The 20,388-nt window shown below is 38.2% G+C and carries 20 protein-coding genes; 11 read left to right on the top strand and 9 right to left on the bottom strand.

Annotated elements, in window-relative coordinates:
• Positions 1-140 precede the first annotated feature (140 nt).
• Together ABR854_RS22075 and aspS are read left to right on the top strand one after the other, a co-directional pair.
• On the top strand, positions 141-1,352 hold the full coding sequence (locus tag ABR854_RS22075) for an acyl-CoA dehydrogenase family protein (protein WP_350268021.1): 1,212 nt from the start codon (positions 141-143) through the stop codon (positions 1,350-1,352).
• 169 nt (positions 1,353-1,521) lie between these two features.
• Positions 1,522-3,270 (top strand): aspartate--tRNA ligase, encoded by a 1,749-nt coding sequence (gene aspS / locus ABR854_RS22070; protein WP_350268020.1) that lies wholly within the window; start codon positions 1,522-1,524, stop codon positions 3,268-3,270.
• A 121-nt stretch (positions 3,271-3,391) separates the two neighbouring features.
• Here aspS and ABR854_RS22065 read toward each other — a convergent pair whose 3' ends face one another.
• The gene (locus tag ABR854_RS22065) at positions 3,392-4,846 is read right to left on the bottom strand and encodes a Gfo/Idh/MocA family protein (RefSeq protein ID WP_350268019.1); all 1,455 of its coding nucleotides are present in this window, start codon (positions 4,844-4,846) and stop codon (positions 3,392-3,394) included.
• 261 nt (positions 4,847-5,107) lie between these two features.
• On the opposite strand from ABR854_RS22065, the gene ABR854_RS22060 reads away from it, so the two are divergent.
• Positions 5,108-5,491, top strand: a complete 384-nt coding sequence (locus ABR854_RS22060; RefSeq protein WP_350268018.1) for a hypothetical protein — start codon at positions 5,108-5,110, stop codon at positions 5,489-5,491.
• Between the two features lie 81 nt (positions 5,492-5,572).
• Here ABR854_RS22060 and ABR854_RS22055 read toward each other — a convergent pair whose 3' ends face one another.
• The 4 genes from ABR854_RS22055 to ABR854_RS22040 form a co-directional block, all read right to left on the bottom strand.
• Positions 5,573-6,592: an MlaD family protein gene (locus tag ABR854_RS22055; RefSeq protein ID WP_350268017.1), complete on the bottom strand. Its 1,020-nt coding sequence runs from the start codon at positions 6,590-6,592 to the stop codon at positions 5,573-5,575.
• 11 nt (positions 6,593-6,603) lie between these two features.
• A complete protein-coding gene (locus ABR854_RS22050; protein ID WP_350268016.1) occupies positions 6,604-7,350 on the bottom strand; it encodes an ABC transporter ATP-binding protein in 747 nt (248 codons plus the stop codon).
• 82 nt (positions 7,351-7,432) lie between these two features.
• A complete protein-coding gene (locus ABR854_RS22045; protein WP_350268015.1) occupies positions 7,433-8,212 on the bottom strand; it encodes an MlaE family ABC transporter permease in 780 nt (259 codons plus the stop codon).
• Positions 8,213-8,312: 100 nt separating this feature from the next.
• Positions 8,313-8,843 carry a YiiX/YebB-like N1pC/P60 family cysteine hydrolase gene (locus tag ABR854_RS22040; RefSeq protein ID WP_350268014.1) on the bottom strand — a complete coding sequence of 177 codons (531 nt, stop codon included), beginning with the start codon at positions 8,841-8,843 and terminating at the stop codon, positions 8,313-8,315.
• A 176-nt stretch (positions 8,844-9,019) separates the two neighbouring features.
• Here ABR854_RS22040 and ABR854_RS22035 point away from each other — a divergent pair, with 176 nt between their 5' ends.
• Together ABR854_RS22035 and ABR854_RS22030 are read left to right on the top strand one after the other, a co-directional pair.
• The gene (locus tag ABR854_RS22035) at positions 9,020-9,346 is read left to right on the top strand and encodes a HesB/IscA family protein (RefSeq protein ID WP_350268013.1); all 327 of its coding nucleotides are present in this window, start codon (positions 9,020-9,022) and stop codon (positions 9,344-9,346) included.
• A 94-nt stretch (positions 9,347-9,440) separates the two neighbouring features.
• The gene (locus ABR854_RS22030; RefSeq protein ID WP_350268012.1) at positions 9,441-9,641 is read left to right on the top strand and encodes a PspC domain-containing protein; all 201 of its coding nucleotides are present in this window, start codon (positions 9,441-9,443) and stop codon (positions 9,639-9,641) included.
• Positions 9,642-9,694: 53 nt separating this feature from the next.
• Here ABR854_RS22030 and ABR854_RS22025 read toward each other — a convergent pair whose 3' ends face one another.
• The 4 genes from ABR854_RS22025 to ABR854_RS22010 form a co-directional block, all read right to left on the bottom strand.
• A complete protein-coding gene (locus tag ABR854_RS22025; protein WP_305951837.1) occupies positions 9,695-9,877 on the bottom strand; it encodes a hypothetical protein in 183 nt (60 codons plus the stop codon).
• A gap of 63 nt (positions 9,878-9,940) precedes the next feature.
• Entirely contained in the window at positions 9,941-10,369 is a 429-nt protein-coding gene (locus tag ABR854_RS22020) for a hypothetical protein (RefSeq protein WP_350268011.1), read from the bottom strand.
• Positions 10,366-10,749 (bottom strand): hypothetical protein, encoded by a 384-nt coding sequence (locus tag ABR854_RS22015; protein WP_350268010.1) that lies wholly within the window; start codon positions 10,747-10,749, stop codon positions 10,366-10,368. Before ABR854_RS22015 ends, ABR854_RS22020 begins: the two co-directional genes overlap by 4 nt.
• Before the next feature lie 68 nt (positions 10,750-10,817).
• The gene (locus ABR854_RS22010) at positions 10,818-11,459 is read right to left on the bottom strand and encodes an MgtC/SapB family protein (RefSeq protein ID WP_350268009.1); all 642 of its coding nucleotides are present in this window, start codon (positions 11,457-11,459) and stop codon (positions 10,818-10,820) included.
• A gap of 217 nt (positions 11,460-11,676) precedes the next feature.
• Between ABR854_RS22010 and ABR854_RS22005 the strand changes: the two genes are divergently transcribed.
• The 6 genes from ABR854_RS22005 to ABR854_RS21980 all read left to right on the top strand — a co-directional run bounded on the left by ABR854_RS22005 (position 11,677) and on the right by ABR854_RS21980 (position 20,377).
• On the top strand, positions 11,677-12,162 hold the full coding sequence (locus ABR854_RS22005; RefSeq protein WP_350268008.1) for a hypothetical protein: 486 nt from the start codon (positions 11,677-11,679) through the stop codon (positions 12,160-12,162).
• A gap of 3 nt (positions 12,163-12,165) precedes the next feature.
• Positions 12,166-13,884 (top strand): lamin tail domain-containing protein, encoded by a 1,719-nt coding sequence (locus tag ABR854_RS22000; protein WP_350268007.1) that lies wholly within the window; start codon positions 12,166-12,168, stop codon positions 13,882-13,884.
• A 32-nt stretch (positions 13,885-13,916) separates the two neighbouring features.
• Positions 13,917-14,798, top strand: coding sequence for a serine hydrolase (locus ABR854_RS21995; RefSeq protein WP_350268006.1), 882 nt, complete (start codon positions 13,917-13,919; stop codon positions 14,796-14,798).
• 150 nt (positions 14,799-14,948) lie between these two features.
• Entirely contained in the window at positions 14,949-15,227 is a 279-nt protein-coding gene (locus ABR854_RS21990; RefSeq protein ID WP_350268005.1) for a helix-turn-helix domain-containing protein, read from the top strand.
• A gap of 231 nt (positions 15,228-15,458) precedes the next feature.
• Positions 15,459-17,603 (top strand): methylmalonyl-CoA mutase, encoded by a 2,145-nt coding sequence (gene scpA, locus ABR854_RS21985; RefSeq protein WP_350268004.1) that lies wholly within the window; start codon positions 15,459-15,461, stop codon positions 17,601-17,603.
• 179 nt (positions 17,604-17,782) lie between these two features.
• Positions 17,783-20,377, top strand: a complete 2,595-nt coding sequence (locus tag ABR854_RS21980; protein WP_350268003.1) for a DUF5686 and carboxypeptidase regulatory-like domain-containing protein — start codon at positions 17,783-17,785, stop codon at positions 20,375-20,377.
• The last annotated feature ends 11 nt before the right edge of the window (positions 20,378-20,388 follow it).

The following is a 20,388-nucleotide window of genomic DNA, read 5'->3' as shown; positions in this document are numbered from 1 at the left end:
TAAATTTGTTCATCAAGCAAAGGGACTTATTTACGAAGTCCCTTTTTTATTTCATAATCAAAATCATATTTTTGTAAAGCAATAAATAGCTGTTTTGCAAAATATTATTCATTCTCCATTATCAATTCTTCATTAATAAAATGACTCCTTCTCAACAAACTTTTAAGCATTCAAGCAAAAAAGACGAATTTGAATCGCCCGATTTTTATCAAATAGATGATTTATTTACCGAAGAACAACTCATGATTCGCTCGGCAGTGCGTGATTTTGTGAAAAAAGAAATTTCTCCCATTATCGAAGATGCTGCTCAACGCTGTGAATTTCCTGAGTTTATCGTCAAAAAAATGGGCGATATGGGTGTTTTCGGTCCGACAATTCCAGTTGAATATGGCGGTCAAAGCCTTGATTATATTTCGTATGGTTTGATGATGCAGGAAATTGAAAGAGGAGATTCGGGAATGCGTTCGACTGCCTCTGTGCAAGGCTCACTCGTGATGTTTCCTATTTATAAATACGGAAGCGAAGAACAAAAAATGAAGTTTTTGCCAAAATTGGGTAGTGGCGAATATTTAGGCTGTTTCGGACTTACCGAACCAGATTTTGGCTCAAACCCAAGTGGCATGACGACTAATTTTAAAGAAGATGGCGACCACGTAATTCTGAATGGCTCAAAAATGTGGATTTCAAATTCGCCAAAAGCTGATGTGGCGGTAGTTTGGGCAAAAAATGAGCAAGGACGCATTAAAGGATTGATTGTTGAACGAGGAATGGAAGGTTTCAGCACGCCCGAAATTCACGGAAAATGGTCGTTACGTGCGAGTATCACGGGCGAATTGGTTTTTGATAATGTACGAGTACCAAAATCTAATATTTTACCCGAAGCCGATGGTTTGAAAGCACCAATGTCGTGTCTTGACAATGCCCGTTATGGCATTGCATGGGGGGCATTGGGAGCAGCAATGGACTGCTATGAGTCGGCTCGTAGATATGCAATGGAGCGTATTCAATTCGATAAGCCAATTGCTTCTTTTCAGTTAGTACAAAAGAAATTGGCCGAAATGCTCACCGAAATCACCAAAGCACAATTAGTTTGCTGGCGTTTGGGCAATCTGAAAAATGCTGGAAAAGCAACAACCGCACAAATCTCGCTCGCAAAAAGAAACAATGTGGCGATGGCCTTAGAAATTGCTCGTGAAGCACGCCAAATTCACGGCGGAATGGGCATCACGGGTGAGTATTCAATTATGCGTCACCAAATGAATCTCGAATCGGTCGTAACCTACGAAGGTACGCACGATATTCATTTATTGATTTTGGGTCATGCTATTACTGGGATTCCTGCTTTTAAATAATTGTAGAACAACTGCGTTGGCAGTCCGATTTCTAAATTGTTCGTATTTATGCTGAGGACAATTTGGAAAATTGTCCTACTATTCAGTAAAAATCCGTAGTTTTGCAGAAAAATTGGCGTATGGCATAAAAAATGCTTACCAACAAAAAGACAAAAGATAATTCAAGAAAATGTTAAGAACTCATACGTGCGGAGAATTAAGAATCTCTGATGTGAACAAAACCGTTACATTGAGCGGTTGGGTACAAGTTGTTCGTGATAAAGGTGGTATTATTTACGTTGACCTCCGTGACCGTTATGGTATCACACAATTGATTTTAAATGAAAATGCTACTGATGCAAACGCTATTGCAACAGCACGTACTTTGAGTCGTGAGTTTGTGATTCAAGTTACAGGTGAAGTAGTAGAGCGTATTGCAAAAAATGATAAAATCGAAACAGGCGATGTTGAAATAAAAGTTACTTCTCTTGAAGTGCTAAATCCTGCCAAATTACCACCGTTTTTGATTCAAGACGAAACCGATGGTGGCGATGATATTCGCATGAAATATCGTTATCTTGACCTACGTCGTAATGCTGTACGTCAGAACTTGCAGTTGCGTCATAAAATGGCTCAACAGACTCGTATTTTCATGGATGCACAAGATTTTATTGAGGTAGAAACTCCAGTTTTGATAAAATCAACGCCTGAAGGTGCAAGAGATTTCGTAGTGCCAAGCCGTATGAATCCAGGTGAGTTTTATGCTTTACCGCAATCGCCGCAAACATTTAAGCAATTATTGATGGTGGGTGGTTTCGACCGTTACTATCAAATCGTGAAATGTTTCCGTGATGAAGATTTACGTGCCGACCGCCAGCCGGAGTTTACACAAATCGACTGCGAGATGTCGTTTGTGGAGCAAGAAGATATTTTGAATATGTTTGAAGGGCTTATCCGTCATTTATTCAAGACAGTAAAAAATATTGATATGCCTGAAGTGCCTCGCATGACGTATGCTGATGCGATGCGTTTGTACGGAAATGATAAGCCAGATACTCGTTTCGGAATGGAGTTTGTGGAATTGACTGACCTTGCCAAAGGAAAAGATTTTCCAGTTTTCGATTCAGCCGAATTAGTGGTGGCTATCAATGCGAAAGGTTGTGCAGAATATACTCGTAAGCAGATTGATGAACTTACCGAATGGATGAAACGCCCACAAATCGGAGCAAAAGGCTTGATTTATGTACGTTATAATGCAGATGGTACATTAAAATCTTCGGTTGATAAATTCTATTCAGAAGAAGACCTAAAGGCTTGGGCAGAGCGTTGTGGAGCTGAAAAAGGCGATTTGATTTTGGTAGTTTCGGGCGAAGCTAACAAAGCTCGCAAACAAATGAGCGAACTTCGCTTAGAAATGGGTAGCCGCTTAGGTTTACGTAATCCAGAAGAATTTAAAGCTCTTTGGGTGTTAGATTTTCCGCTTTTAGAATATGGCGAAGAAGAAGACCGTTGGTTTGCGATGCACCATCCATTTACGAGTCCGAAGCCAGAAGATATTCCTTTGCTCGAAACAAATTTAGGTGCAGTAAGAGCAAATGCTTACGATATGGTTATCAACGGAACAGAAGTTGGTGGCGGTTCGGTGCGTATTTTCCAAAGACCTTTACAACAAAAAATGTTTGAGGTTTTAGGATTTACAGAAGAAGAAGCCAAAAAACAATTCGGTTTCTTGATGGATGCTTTTGAATTTGGAGCTCCACCGCACGCAGGTATCGCTTTCGGTTTCGACCGTTTGTGTTCAATCTTCGGTGGTGCCGATTCGATTCGTGACTTTATCGCTTTCCCGAAAAACAATTCAGGACGTGATATGATGATTGACTCGCCTTCAACAATCGACGCCAAACAAATGGACGAATTGAAGATTAAAACTGTTTTATAATAGTCAACTGACGATAACGGTTTATATACAAAAAGAGCTAAATTTTTAAAATTTAGCTCTTTTTTGCTTTTCGACAATCTTTTTCTGTTGACTGTCGACTGAAAACTGTGGACTAACTAACCTATACTTTCCAACCGTCTCGGTAAGTTCTGCCTACAAATTGGTTCGCTTCTTCTAAGTTAGTGATTCGCATATTTTCACCGTCCCAAAGGAGTTTTTTTCTTGCGAAAAACTCCATCTGACCTTTGCTGTTTTCTTTTCTGAGCATATAACTTCTGATAGCCAGATTTCCCATCAAAACAGTTTCTGTCATTGGGCCAGCATAATCAAACGATGATGTCAAACCTTTGTGTTCTTTGCTATTGAAACCTGCTTTACAAGCATCAACCCAACGGCGTTGGTGGCCGTATTCTGGTTCTATATCTTTTGGTAAATCTGGTCCAACTTCTTTTGTGCCATCATTCATATATAATTTTGGCATCAATGGCGAACTATCGTTGATATTTGTTGAAATAATACCTTTTTCACCGATGATTAATACTCCATTGGCACTATTCGCCCCACCAATATCTTCGTTTGCAGGAATAATATCGGGGTGTGAAGGTCTGATTCCGCCATCACTCCAAGTCATTTCGATTGGCGATTTGCTTTTGGCAGTTGCACCAAAATGCAATGTAATAAACGAAGATGCTGGGCATCCCTCTGGATTATAATCTGCCGTCCACATTTTTGAATAAACCGAAGCTACGCTACATTCTGCATCAGTTGGGTATTTTAAGCCCAAAGTTCTGAACGGAATGTCAATTAAGTGACAGCCTACATCGCCCAATGCTCCTGTGCCATAATCCCACCAACCACGCCAGTTGAATGGGTGCATATTTGGAATATAAGGTTTGTATTCACTTGGGCCGAGCCACAAATTCCAGTCTAAATCTTTTGGTTTAAGGCTATCATCAGGCTTAGGCATTGGGTTTCCTTGCGGCCAAACTGGGCGGTTTGTCCAAATCTGAACTTTTGAAATTTTTCCCAATCTTCCCGAATCTACCCATGCCTTTACAGTATTCAAGAGTGGATTTGATGCACCTTGATTACCCATTTGGCTTACGATTTTGTATTTTCGAGCCATTTCGGTTAGCATTCTTGCTTCACGAATATTATGGGTCATTGGTTTCTGCACATACACGTGTTTTCCTCGCTCCATTGCAAAGGCAGCAGCAGGGCCGTGTACGTGGTCGGGCGTAGAAATTGTGAGTGCATCAATGTCTTTTTCTTTATCCAACATTTCACGGTAGTCGGCATAAAGTTTGGCGTTTGGAAATAGTTTCACGCTGTCTTTAGCAGAACCCGAAAAGTCAACATCGCAAAGAGCAACGATTCGCTCTCGGCCATTTACCGAAGCATTTTTTATATCACTTCGGCCTTTACCGCCTGCTCCAATAGCAGCAATGTTGAGTTGGTCACTTGGTGCTATAAAACCGACTCCACCAAGCACATTTCTCGGAACAATAAAAAAAGAAGAGGCAATAGCTCCTTTTTTTATGAACTCTCTCCGAGATTCATTTACTTTTTTTTTCATTTTTAAATTTTTATTTGTAGGATTGAACAAATGAGCAACATTTTTTTGAAACGATGCTTTGAGTTAGCTAAACTAATAAAAAAATAGACTGTAATTTCGATAATTTATAAATAAATTTAATAATAGGTGCTAAGAAAAGATAATAAGCATAATTTGAGTAGAAGCTAACTGATTCTTAGCAAGCTCGAACTTGATAAACATCATATTTGAAATCAGAAAAAACGCTGACTTTTGAGGAAACAAAAACACAATAATTCAACTATGGATACTCAAAAGTATATCACCGACTTACACCAAGATCACCAAGAATGGGACCAAAAATTGGCATTTTATGAAGATGAATTGAAGATTATGACCAACCGTTTGTCGGAGGTAAGTGCTAAAAATACTGATACTGACGTTAAAATTAAAGTAGAACAATTTCAGAACCGTTTCGTGATTCAGAAAAACGAAATTGACCATCTCAAACACTCTATAAACATAGCAGAAGACCAAATTATAGCTAACATTAAAGAAAATCCTGTGGCATATACGCACCGAAAGTTGGAAGATGATGCCGAACTGCGAGACAAAATGCAAATTTTTGAACCAATTTTTGCATCGCTCAAAGAGGATTTTACACAATTTGCAGCAGAAAATCTATAACAACCCAAACGCAAAAGCCCTATCTTTCGGTAGGGCTTCTTGTTTATAAAATTATTAAAGTCTACAACTAAAAACTGTTATTTACTCCTTCTTCGCTTCTTGTTCTTTTGCTTGTTTTTTAAAATACCTTCTGAAAAAGATATTGTGTTTCAAAGCTTCCATGTTTTGGTCGAGTTTAGCACTGCTGCTTTCCAAATTACTGATGGTTTCTTTGATGTCGTTGGCGGTTTTTTCATCGTGTAGCAAAACTCCAACGGGTGACGTTGTATTAGTCGTCATTTTATTGATAGTCTTGGAGGTTTGCTCTAAATTATCGGCCATTTGTTTGGCTGCCAACGATGTTTGTTTCAAGTTATCGGCAGTGGTTTGTAAGGTCGAAATTGTATTTTTTATCGAAGGATAAATCTCCTTATCGGTTGCAATCGAATTGACAAAGTTTCCTTCAGCATTAAGTTTATTGGTGAGCGTAGCCAAGCCAGATGCTCCTTGTTTCAAATCACGAGTGGCTGCTTCAACCGTTGCCAAAGATTTTGTCAAATTGGCGTACATGGCTTCGTCTTTCATTAATTTACCGATTGAGCCTTGTCCTGCACGAATATCAGCTACTAAACTTTTCAAATCTTCGGTAATCGACAAAATATTTTTGTTGTTCGCCTGTAAAGTTTTCATCATTTCTTGCGTTGATTCTTCTTTTTCGATGCGAAATTCATGTCCGTTTTCAATCATCGGAACACTCGGAGAACCACCCGAAATCAAAATAATTGGGTTACCAATTAAACCATCAGAGCTAACTCTAACCATTGCATCTTTTTTGATAAACTTCTGAGATTCGGCTTCGATACTAAATACTACTCGTACTTTTGAGTCGGGCGTAAACGAAATTTCTCGTACAGTGCCTACTTTCACTCCCGAAAACCAAACATTATTTCCTTTCGTAAGACCATTGACGCTTGTAAAAGTAGCATTGGCATCAATTCTTGTGATAAAACTTTTTCGCATCGTGCCGAGCGTAAGAATACCCGCAGCCAATATTGCAATTCCGATAACAACAAAAAGTCCAACTTTTGCCGATATTCTTTGTGAAGATTCTGGGTTAGCCATCTATATTACTTTTAATTTTCTGTAAAATTATACTCATAAAAACTCTTGATTCGAGGGTCTTGGTTTTTGAAAACCTCCTCGAATGTACCTTGAAACTTGAAATTACCGTCGAATAAAACCGCCACACGGTCGCCGACTTGTTTGGCACAAGTAAGGTCGTGGGTGATAATGATTGAACTCGTTCGATAATTTTCTTTTACCTCATTTATCAGTTGATTGATTTCGATGCAAGTGATTGGGTCGAGGCCAGCCGTTGGTTCATCGTAAAGCATAATTTCGGGATTCATGATGAGCGTCCGAGCAATGCCGATACGTTTTTTTTGTCCGCCCGAAAGCTCCGAAGGCATTTGCGTAAGTGCTTGCAATAAACCTACCGAATCGAGTACTTGATGAACGGCCTTATCAATTTCTTTTCGGCTCATGTTTTTGATATTTCTGACCAACGGAAACTCCAAGTTTTCTTGCACGGTCATGCTATCATACAACGCACTATTCTGAAACGAAAACCCAATTTTTAAACGAAGTGCATTGAGTTCTTTTTTGCTGATATTTATTAAACTTTGATTCAAAACATTGACTTTTCCTTGGTCGGCCGTGAGTAGCCCTGCAATTATTTTTATCAAAACCGATTTTCCTGTGCCTGACCTTCCTAAAACTACCAAGTTTTCGCCTTGAAAGACATCAATACTGGCATCAACCAAAATATCTCTATCGCCAAACGATTTATATAAATGCTCTATTTCGATAACTTTATTCATAGATTTGTTACTGGAAATTGGTGTACTGGTTACTTTATGAAACCAGAATACTTTTACTGCCTACCATCAACTGTTGACCCTCTTATCTAAACCAATTGGTTACTTGAACGATGAAAACTTCTTCGATAAAAATCAAAAACATTGACATCACGACCGAAGCATTGGCGGCTTTTCCTACGCCGAGCGTGCCGTTGCTGGCGTTATAGCCTTTATAACAACCTACAATTCCGATTGTAAAACCATAAGAAACTGCCTTGATGATGGCAGTCCAGAGGTCGAGGAAAATAATATTATTGAAGGCTTGCTCAAGAAATGCCGAAAAACTGGTGTCTTCGTTGGTCGTGACGTTTAGAAAAACACCTGCCATTGCCATCAATGCACAATAGAAAGAGAGTAGGGGAATAGTGACGGTCGAAGCCAGAACCCTTGTTACGACTAAAAACCTGACTGGATTTACGGCCGAAACCTCCATTGCATCAATTTGTTCGGTTACTTTCATGGAGCCTAACTCGGCACCTATACTTGAGCCAACTTTTCCTGCACAAATCAACGAAGTAACCAGCGGAGCTAAAGCACGAATGATAGCAATGGTAACCAGCGAAGGCAGCCACGATGTAGCTCCAAAGGTTTCGAGCGATGGACGAGATTGTTTGGTGAAAACAAAACCCGTAACAAATCCAGTGAGAGAAATCAATAATAACGAACTATTGCCGATTCGATAACATTGATTGACAAATTCTTTGAATTCAAAATCTCGGCTAAAGGTTTCTTTAAAAAACAGCACAACAAAATCAGCTCCATCTTTGAAGCCAATCAGCCAGTTGTCGATTTTAGGAGAAAATAAATTTTGTCGTGAACGCATATTTGGGTTAGTGGACTATTAAATATTGTAAATTAATGCTAAAAAAACGTGCCAGACCACGAAGAATATACGTAAACCGACAAAGAAGCGATAAAAAAAGCTAAATAATCATGTTTTTGAGTATAATTTCTTGATTACTCCAAATTGCCGATGGTGAAATAAAATCGCCTCTTTCGTATTTTAAATAAATGCCTGCGTGCTTAAAAGCTTCACGAACATACTCCGAACAAGTATATTTATCATCGTGAAAAACCTTTTCTTTCCCAACGACTGTTCGCCACAAAATACGGTAATATTCTTTTTTATCGTATTGTTTAGAAAGATTATCGAGTGCAAACTCTTTGATTGCGAGGGCTTGTTCATCAGAAAGATGCTCGTATCTTGCCCAAGAAACTCGGCCATTATAATGATGGTAGTGACCGTCATAGTTTTTTAACAAAAAAGAGAGAGGAATCATTCTGACACCAACTTCTAATATGCTTTCAACCAAAAATAAACGATTGATTTCTTCGATTTTAACAACAATCCCAACATGACTCCAAGCACCTTTTGAGCGAATTCTGATTAGATTTGAAAGCCAATGATTGCCTGAAAAGAAAATCAAATCGCCCGTTTGAAAATTATCTCTCAAAGCTTCATAGTTTTTGATGTTTTCACGAACACCTTTTGGGGAAACAATTCTTCTAAAACTTTTCGAGCGGGTAATGAAATCGCCATGAAACTTTTGACGCTTGGTTTTGGTTAATAAATTATGAAAACAAATATAGTGGTCTTAGAAGCCAATTTACCTATTCATAGATTAAAATTATGGTAACTGTAACAGAAGTAGCAAAAAATAAAATCATAGAACTAAAAGCCAAAGAGGGGATCACTCAAAATCACGGTATCAGAGTAGCAGTTGAAGGTGGAGGATGTTCGGGCTTAATGTATGATTTGCAATTTGATGGAGAACAACGCCCAACTGACCATGTTTTTGAAGACAATGGTATCAAAGTTTTTGTTGACAAAAAGAGCCTTTTGTATCTAATCGGTACTGAGCTTGACTTTTCGGATGGCTTAAATGGTAAAGGTTTTCAGTTCAAAAACCCAAACGCTACCCGTACTTGTGGATGCGGTGAAAGTTTCTCGGTCTAAATTAACCGCTTGAAAAGTTTTTAACGATATTTATCCAAAAACCATCTGTTTTGACACAGATGGTTTTTATTTTTGATACGTAAACAATCTTAAAATGGAAAAAAAACTTAGCCGAACAGTCGGTAGCGAAAAAATGTTTTTTGGCGTTTGTGGTGGTATCGCAAAATATTTTGGTATTGATGCGACATTAGTAAGAATGCTTTGGGCAATTTTTACGATTTTTGGCATCGGAACTCCTATTCTGATTTATATCATAATGGTTTTTATTATGCCCAAAGAAAGCCAGGTGCAATAAAAAAGCACATCCGTTTAGGAATGTGCTTCTTAATATTATTTAGTTCTTAATTCTTAGTGATGTTCGTGATTTGCTGGGTTATTGTTATAACCATTTGCAAAAATGCCAATCATAATGAAAAGACCTAAAACAAAAATGAATGTATCGCCGAAAAAGAACAAAACTGCCATGATTACTAAAAAGATAACCAACATGAGCCAGTCAGGAAGACGTTGAGAGCTTGAATGATTTGCCATGATATATTTATTAGATTTTGATTCTGCTTGCAATTTATTAAATAAGCATCAAAATATAAAATATTACTTGATTTTCTGATAGTGATAGCTATTCCCATCGGCCAAAACTGCCCCTATTGGTGTTTTTTCGTAGAGAATAATAGCTGAGTTCTCATCATCATAAGTCAAAAAGGCGTATTTCTCTTCTTTTTCAAAAACTACCGCTTCTCGTGGTTCCGTGCCAACATAATTTACTTTCTGTACCATAAAAGTTGAGGTTTCAGTAACTTTCCCATTAGTGGTGCGGGTAAAAGTTTTTTTACTGGTATCAAAGCTAATAATTTCTGTATTGACTGCTTTAATTTCAGTCGGTCCATTAGGGGTTGGGTAGCCAATACTCGTTTTAAAAAGTTGCCATTGGCCATCAATTTTATTTAACGATGGCTCTATTGTATTTTCTACTTGGCAAGCCATTAGAGAAAATAGAAAGATTGTTAAAAAAAAGATTTTCATTTTTGTTTAATATTTACAATTTCAATTATCTCAACAGTCGATTTATTTCCCCAGCCACAGATAAGTTCGCCTTTTTCTTGAGTGGCTTTGTAAGTCAAAATTACTGGAATCTGAATGTTTCCCGTGTAAGTGTTTTCTGGAAGTTTAGCAATTTCAGTGTTTAACAAACTTTTAAACATGGCACTGCTTGCTTCGGTTGGTAAAACATCTTTAATTTTATCTCCTTTCGAGTCAATCAGCGAGATATGCTCAGCACATCCATCAACAGGCAAATTATTATTGAAAATAACGGCGTTGGCTTCTATTAGAGGTCTTGTATCTTCTTCTGTAATCGCAGTACAGGTATTGACTAAAATAGAGAGCGTGATTATTGATAACATTTTCATAGTATTAATCCATTTTTTGTTTTATTCTTTAAGGATACATAAAAGTGTAAAAAGGTTGGAATCTAAAAATCAAATTCTAAAATTTCGGGGTCGTTCATTAAACTTTTGATTGCTTTTTCGTGGTTTTTTTCTGGGCCTTTTACAATCCAAATACCGCTGATATTTTCATAAGTTTTATTTTGTGTGCCACGCTCAGCTTCAAGGCCAAACTGTTCGAATTTTTCTTCATAATGTTTCAAGGTTTTAGTTTTGAATTTACAAACAATTCGGTAAGTGCGAATTGTATTTTTACGTTTAATAAATTGCTGAATAGGCACGAGCGAATAAAGAGCCGCCACTACCAAAATCATTGCTACAAAACCAGTCTCATAAAGTCCATCACCAAAGCCCACACACATTCCCAAAGCAGCTGTAACCCAAGCCGCTGCTGCCGTAGTGATGCCCGTAATGCGTCCGTTTGAATTATCTCTAAATATAATTCCACCACCCACAAAACCAATTCCTGTGACAATATTGGCGGCAATACGAGCGGGGTCAGAGCCAAGTTTGATAGAAATAATCGTAAAAAGAGTAGAACCTAAACAAATCAGAATCATTGTTCGTAAACCTGCTGATTTGCTGTGGTATTCGCGTTCGAGTCCGATAATCGCACCAGTTCCTGCCGAAATAAGTAGTTTTATAATATCTTCTGTAATAAAATTCATTGTTTTTATGTGTAAATAAATGTCAAATTTTATATAGTCAAAAGTATGATTAATTTTGACTTTTAAATTTAAAACGTTTACTTTCAATGTTAAGTTTTTATGTTTCCCGAAAAACTTAACACGAATTTTTTGTTTTTTTGTGCAATGTTTAGTGTCTTTGCGTTATAATTATATAACATTAATTTAACAATAAGTTAATATTAAACATATCTTCAGAATGAAATCCGAAATCAAACAACAGGCTGCCGAAATTGTAACTGCCTTATCAGCAGTAGTTAGTAGCGAGACGACTAACAAAAAAATCAGGAAAGCTATTGAAAAATCGGCCGAAAAATTAGCAAAAGAAGTTGCTGAGATTAAAAAAGATGCTGAGAAGAAAGAGAAAAAAGCTGCAAAAAAGGCAGAAGAAGAAATAAAAAAAGCATTGAAGAAGGCCGAGAAGGAAGCCGAAAAAGAGGCAAAAAAAGTAGCCAAAAAACTCGAAAAAAAAGCTGACAAAAAAGCTGAAAAGAAACAAGAAAAGAAGAGTAAAAAAGCTGAAAAAGAAGTAAAAGCAGTGGCACAGCCAGTAGCCCCAAAACCTGCAGTAGCACCGAAGCCAACGGTTACTAAAAAAGCGACTACAGCAAAGCCAGCGGCTAAACCAAAACCTGTTGCCCCAACTAAAGTTGTGAAAACAGAAACAGTAGAAACTAAAGAATAAAATATGAGAAAATGGTGTAAGTTAAATAATTTTCGAGCATTCATAGCATTGGCTTGCACCATTTTTTTGGTTTCATTGACGGTATCGGCTCAGAATGTCAATGAGTTGATAATCAGCGAAATAATGGCAGATCCAACGCCTACAAAGGGTTTGCCCGAGAAAGAATACATCGAACTATACAATCGCAGCGATAAGGTAATTGACCTTAATCGTTTCAAACTTACTTATAGTACAACCACCGTAACGTTTCCGAGTTTTTTAGTGCAGCCCCAAAGCTATGTGATTGTTACGAGCCGTACCAACGAAGCTGATTTCAAGCCTTACGGAAATGTGGTAGCACTCACGAGTTTTTCGCTCCTAAATACGGGCACAACGCTCACGATTCGGAATCCACAAAATAAGACAATCTTCTCTGTAACCTATTCAGATAAATGGTACGAAAAAGGTAAAGACCAAGGCTACTCACTCGAAATGATTGACACTAATTTTCCGTGCGTAGAAGAAGGAAATTGGACTTCATCATCGGCAGCATTGCAAGGCACACCCGCCAAAGAAAATGCCGTAAAAGCATCAAAACCAGATCTAACGCCGCCAACTTTGAGCCGCTTTGAGATTACAAATGGCATAAACGTAAAATTGATTTTCTCCGAAAAACTGGATAGTCTTTCGGCTATAAGTATCAATGCTTATAGTTTTGATAAAGGCTTGAAAATCAATACTATATCGGTTGGATCTCCGCAAAATACGAGTGTAAATCTTATGCTAAACTCTGCTCTACAAGAAAACACACTTTACACACTCACTGCTAAAAACATTGCTGATTGTTCGGGAAATGTTTTGCTTTCGGCACAGGCTCTTATCGGTAATCTAAAACCTGCCGATTCGGGAAATGTGGTGCTAAACGAAGTGCTGTTTAACCCAAGAAGTGGGGGGGAAGATTTTGTGGAAATCTATAACCGAACCGATAAGCTGATTTCGCTCAAAAATTGGACTTTGGCCAATGTCGATGCTACGGGCAAAATCGCCAATATTCGCACTATTTCTACAACAGATTTTGTCTTGCAACCGAAACAATTTTTGGTGCTTTGCCGAACTGCCAGTACGGTACAAAACCAATATTATAAATCAGTAAAAGCAAATTTTCTGGAAATCCCTTCGATGCCCTCGTTTCCAGATGATGAAGGCTCGGTTGTTTTACTGAACGAAACCCAAAAAGTTTTCGACCGATTCGATTACACTGAAAAAATGCATCATCCTTTGGTTGATGATAAAGAAGGTGTTTCGCTTGAAAAAATTGATTATAATAAAACCTCTACCAGCCCAACTAATTGGCAATCAGCGGCCTCGACTGAAGGTTTTGCAACACCTGGCTATGCCAATTCTCAGCTTTTAGTTGATAATCAAGAAAACATTTTTAAAATCGAACCCGAAGTTTTTACACCCGATGGTGATGGCCAAGACGAAGCGACAAAACTCACTTTCCAACTCGACCAAAGTGCTTATGTAGCCAATATTCAAATCTTCGATATCAATGGTCGATTAATTCGCCAACTTGCTCAAAACCAATTGCTTGGTATTAATGGAAGTATTGAATGGGATGGTAAGACTGTGAATAATGAAGTTGTTCCAGTTGGATATTACGTTTTGCTGGCCGAACTTTTCAATACCAACGGAGATAAAAAACACTATAAAGGCAAAGTGGTTGTTGGTAGCCGATTCTGAGTAAAAACCTTTCATCTTCATCATAAAACAAAATGAAAAAACTATTTTTCACATTCATTTTTTATATAATATTAATGGATATTTCTGCTCAGAAACCAAGCTTTGAAAGTACTAAAACTGCCATAGAAGCCAAACTCAAAACCGTTGAAGGTGAGTTTGCCGTAGCGTTTAAAGATTTACAAACAGGAAAAACACTTTTTATTAACGAAAAAGAAAATTTCCACGCTGCCAGCACTATGAAAACACCCGTGATGATTGAGGTTTTCAGACAAGCAAAAGCAGGGAAATTTAAGCTGACTGATTCGATTTTAGTAAAAAATGAATTTAAAAGCATTGTGGACGGTAGCCCGTACAGTATGAATATAGCCGATGATAGCGGAGACGGAATGTATAAGCAAATTGGTAAGAAAATGACAATCTATGACCTTACTTATCAGATGATTATTGTTAGCAGCAATTTGGCTACGAATATTTTAATAGATTTGGTCGATGCTAAAAATGCCAATGAAACTATGCGAAAACTCGGTGCAAAAGACATTCAAGTGTTGCGTGGTGTAGAAGACCAAAAAGCATTTGATAAAGGTTTAAGCAACACAACTACGGCCTATGATTTGATGCTGATTTTCGAGAAAATAGCACAAAATAAAGTGATTGAAAAGAAATCGTGCGAGGAAATGCGTAAGATTTTATTCGACCAAAAATTCAACGAAATTATTCCAGAAAAGCTTCCGAAAAACGTAAAAGTTGCTCATAAAACGGGCTCAATTACGGGCGTTCAGCATGACTCAGGCATAGTTTATTTACCCGACGGACGAAAATATGTATTGGTTTTACTCTCAAAAAAACTCAAAAATGCTGATGCGGGCGTAAAAGTTTTATCCGAAGTTTCGGAGATGATTTATGGCTTGATGTAAAAAATATCACGCAACCATTTGTATCAATTATTACGTACATATAAAAAAATAAAAAATTTCACAGCGTTTTAAATCATTCGTTCGTCTTAGTAATTGTACAGTGATTATGACAGCAAACTGTGAAAAACCGTACTAACAAACTTGATGAAAATGCGTTACGTAAGAAAGATAACTGAAGAACAAGTTGAGCATCTAAGAGAGGTATCACGCCGTAGTAGAAACTACCGTGAGCGTGAGCGAGCAAAAGCTATTTTATTGAGTTACAAAGGATACAATGTAACTGTATTGTCTGATATTTTTGAAGTAAGCCGTGGCACAATTACCAACTGGCTGGATGCTTGGGAAGAGCGTGGCGTTTTTGGATTGAAAGATTTACCTAAGCAATTAAATACCAATTCATTAAGCGAAAAACCTTTGATGTATAATTGAAAATTTTGAAACAAATCTACTTTTTTTCTCTATGGAAAGTCTGTTGCTACTGGCGGCAGGCTTTTTTTGCAAATGCCTAATATCTTTCTGTGGACTCATGGACTATCGACTGTTTACTAAAAGGCTATTTTAATTTAGCAAGAAAATACTGGACTAATCTGATTTCTTGGGTAAATTTGCTTAGAAATATCTACAAAAAAATCATTCTGTAGATTATTGCTTCTTTCATCAATGAAACCAGACTTCTCGAAAATATCTTTAGAGTCAAGCACATCGCTTCCTACCAACGAAACGCAATCGGGAACTTCGACATACTTTCGTACGGCTGAGGGCATCAATCTAAAACCAAGATTCACCGCAAAAGATATTGAATCGGCCGAACATTTGCATTTTTCGGCAGGTATTCCACCTTTTTTGCGTGGGCCGTACAGCACAATGTATGTCATGCAACCGTGGACGATTCGTCAATACGCTGGTTTTTCGACGGCCGAAGAATCGAATGCTTTTTATCGCAGAAACTTGGCGGCTGGACAAAAAGGACTTTCTGTGGCTTTCGATTTGGCAACCCACCGAGGTTATGATTCTGACCACCCTCGTGTAATGGGCGACGTCGGAAAAGCAGGGGTTGCTATTGATACTGTCGAAGATATGAAGATTCTTTTCGACCAAATTCCGTTGGATGAAATGTCAGTTTCGATGACCATGAATGGGGCAGTTTTACCAATTATGGCATTTTATATTGTAGCTGCCGAAGAGCAAGGTGTTTCACCCGAAAAACTCTCTGGAACTATCCAAAACGATATTTTAAAAGAGTTTATGGTGCGAAATACTTACATATATCCACCAGAGTTCTCAATGCGAATTGTAGGCGATATTTTTGCCTATACCTCGAAAAATATGCCGAAATTTAACTCGATTTCGATTTCGGGGTATCATATTCACGAAGCAGGAGCTCCCGCTCATTTAGAGTTGGCCTATACGCTTGCCGATGGTTTGGAATATATCCGCACAGGAATTGCGGCAGGAATGGATATTGATAGCTTTGCTCCACGTCTATCATTTTTTTGGGGAATTGGCATGAATCATTTCATGGAAATTGCCAAAATGAGAGCGGGGCGTTTGCTTTGGTCAAAAATTGTGAAGCAATTTAATCCCAAAAGTGCTAAATCTTTGGCTTTACGCACGCACTGCCAAACTTCGGGTTGGTCACTGACCGAGCAAGACCCATTCAATAATGTGGCTCGGACAACCATCGAAGCAATGGCTGCTGCTTTGGGGCATACGCAATCGCTGCATACGAATTCGTTGGATGAAGCTATTGCTTTACCAACCGATTTTTCGGCCAGAATTGCTCGTAATACACAGTTATACATTCAGCACGAAACCGAAATTTGTCGAGTAGTTGACCCGTGGGGAGGCTCGTATTATGTAGAATATTTAACCAAAGAGTTGGTAGAAAAAGCATGGGCTTTGATTGAGGAAGTGGAAGAGTTGGGCGGAATGACAAAAGCGATAGAAACTGGTTTGCCAAAAATGAGAATCGAAGAGGCGGCAGCCAGAAAGCAAGCCAGAATTGATTCGGGAAAAGATATAATTGTTGGTGTAAACAAATATAAAACCGATACCGAAACAATTATTGATGTATTAGATATTGATAATCAGGAAGTTAGAAGAAAGCAAATCGAAAAACTCGAACATATAAAAGCCGAAAGAAACGAAGTCGAAGTGCAGGCGGTTTTAGATAAAATTACGGAAGTTGCTGCAATTAATGGAAGTGAGGGTGAATTAAACCTTCTCGCCCTCGCTGTCGATGCTGCTCGCAAACGTGCCACTTTGGGCGAAATATCTTACGCTATGGAAAAAGTATCAGGTCGCCATAAGGCAGTTATTCGTTCGATTTCGGGCGTGTATCAAGCAGAAGTTTCAGATGATGAAAATTTCAGATTGGCTAAACAAATGGCTGACCAATTTGCCGAAATCGAAGGTCGTCGTCCGAGAATCATGGTCGCTAAAATGGGACAAGATGGTCACGACCGTGGAGCAAAAGTAATCGCTACAAGCTTTGCCGATTTAGGTTTTGATGTAGATATTGGTCCACTTTTCCAAACGCCTGAAGAAACGGCTCGTCAAGCAGCTGAAAACGATGTGCATATTGTAGGAGCTTCAAGTTTGGCGGCTGGACACAAAACGCTCGTTCCGCAACTCATCGAAGAACTCAAAAAACTGGGTAGAGAAGATATTATGGTTATTGCTGGGGGCGTAATTCCCGCTCAAGATTATCAGTATCTTTATGATGCGGGCGTAAAAGGCGTTTTCGGGCCTGGAACTGTTATTTCGGTAGCCGCTCAGAAGATTTTGAAGGAGTTGATGGCTTAACTATTTTACCACAAAGAACACAAAAACACTAAGTTTCACTAAGCTGAAATTTAGTGTTTTTTGTTTTAATATTCTCTTTGCAACTTTTCAGCCTCTTTCTGCATCTACCTTACAATATTACGATTTTGAAACCGTAGTATAAATAAGAAAAGCTATTCCATGAAAACACACCAACCTTTATGCGTAAAAAACTATTACTCCTATTATTTATTACTCAAAATCTACTTGCTGCTGGCGGCATTAAAGGCAAAATCAAAAACGAAAAAGGTGAAGTAATGCCCTACGCTTCGGTGCTGGTAAAAGGTACAGAAATTGGCACAATGGCCAACGAAAATGGCGACTATGAAATCAAACTAAAAGCGGGTTCTTACGAAATTGTTTTTCAGTACATTGGCTACCAGTCGGTCACGAAAAAAGTTGATATTGGAGAAAATGTACAGACACTCAACATCACGATGAAAGAAGTGAGTATTGAGTTGGGAGGAGTGAAGGTTTCTAATAACAGCGAAGACCCTGCCCTCACAATTATGCGGAAGACCATTGCTATGTCGCCGATTCATCACAAAGAAGTAGAAAGTTATTCGCTTCGCAATTATGTTCGTGGCTCTTTTAAGGTGGATGATGTTCCGTTTATTTTCAAGAAAGAAATGGAAAAAAACTTCATCAAAGAGGGACAAACGTATGTGTTAGAATCGGTCAACGAAATAAAATTTAAGCAACCCAACAGCCTTAGCGAAAGAGTGCTTTCGGTTCGCTCGAATATTCCGCCAACCATGAAAGGAGCAGAGAGTATTTCATTTAGCCGAATCAATTTTTATAATCCTCGAAACGAGGAATCGCCCATTACAGCCAAAGGTGCAATCAATTATAAATACGTTTATGAAGGTTTTTTTCAAGATAAAGGGCTGTATATCAATAAAATAAAAGTAATTCCGAAAATAAAGTCGCCTGGACTTTATCGTGGTACGATGAATATCATAGAAGGCACGTGGAGTCTGCACAGTGTGGATTTTGAGTCGGAGGAGCAGATTGGTAAAGTAAAAATGAAAGTAATTTTTTCACCAATCGAAGATATTTGGATGCCCGTACAAGCCGATGTATTCAGTACGATTGACGCTTTTGGAATAGAAGGCTCAGCACGAGTGGTTACATCTTTTAAAAACTATCAGTTGGTTAAAAATCCAAAGTATGCTACCATCAAACCACAAGTGTTGGACGATAAGATTTTCAAGACCGAAGCCAAAGGCCTTAACCGTAAGAAACTGGATACAAAGACCATTCTCGAACAGAAGGAGATAACACTTAAACAACTCAAAAAACTCTCGAAAGACCTCGAAAAAGAGGAGATAAAAGAAAAGAAAGAGAAAAAAGAGGAGATTATTGCCTCGAATTATTCTCGCTCGGAGGATACCCTTGCACGCAAACGCACCGAAGATTTTTGGGCTGAAGAACGCCAAGTGCCGCTGACTGAAATTGAGGTAAAAGGTTATAAGCGAGCTGATAGCATTTATGCTGTAAATGCCACAAAAATAAATGTAAAGCTCAAAGAAGATTCGCTCAAAAAAGCACGTCCCGCCAAATTTAAATTTGGGCATTTGATGTCGGGTAATTCATATCCTTTTAATCCAATCGACAAAAACGATAAAAAGAAAGGCTATAAAGATTATTTTACGATTGGAAATTGGAAAGAAGATACACGCTACAATGCCGTTGAAGGCATCAATATTGGTTTCCCGAGATTAAGCTATCGCCACAGAATTGATTCGCTTGGTTCGTTTTCGATGAATGTCAAGCCGCATTATTCAATTCAAAGAGAAAGACTCAATGGCTCGCTTGGCATTGGTTATGGACAGAAAAAGTTTGGTATCGGTGCAGAAGCAGGGCGTAAAGTATTTCAGATGAATAACGAAGAACCCATTAATAACTTAGTCAATGCGGCTTATGCTTTGCTCGATAATCGTCATTTTGGGAAGTTTTATGAACAGAAATATGTACGAATCAATTTCAGTCCACGTGTCAATGATAATATTTACTTACGAACTTATTTACAATTTGCTGAGCGATACCGTTTGACTAATATTGAGAAGCAAGGTTTCCGAAAAATAGCCGACAAATACTATGAATCGAATGACCCAATTCATCAAGATTTCAAAACAACTGCTTTTGATACGCACACCCAAACCCGATTTAATGCAGTGCTGACTTACCGACCATTTTCGAGAGTCAGAATCTATAATGGAAATCGTTATGTGCAAACTTACGGCCCAACTTTCCGACTCGAAAACCTTTCGGCATTTGGCGAAACTGGCTTTAATCGTATCGAATTGGGCATGAATCATGACTTTAAGTGGAAATTAAAAGATGTGTCACTCAGAGCAGAAATCGGAACATACTACGGAAATAAACCTACTTATTTTCTTGATTATAAGCACTTTAATGGCAACGAAACTTTTATTCAAACCCACCAAGATTTTCGAGATTTGCCTTATTATCAGTACAGTACCAATGGGAGCTATGCCCAATTATTCACCAAAGTCGATTTCAAAAGATTATTACTGACCAATATTCCGTACCTCCAACGAAAGGGCTGGGAAGAACGTCTCTACGGAAACGTTTTACTCACCAATCAAATCAAACATTATGAGTTGGGATATGGCATAAAAGGTCTTTTTGGTCTACTCAATGCTGAGGTTTACAGTATTTTCAATCAAAATCAATATTCTCATACAGGCTTTAGGGTTTATTTACCGATTAAGTCGGGGGTTAATTTTTAGAATCGTGCATA

Origin of the sequence: Emticicia sp. W12TSBA100-4 (genome assembly GCF_040253585.1) — a bacterium.
GTDB lineage: Bacteria > Bacteroidota > Bacteroidia > Cytophagales > Spirosomataceae > Emticicia.
This window is presented reverse-complemented; position numbering and strand designations above follow the sequence as displayed.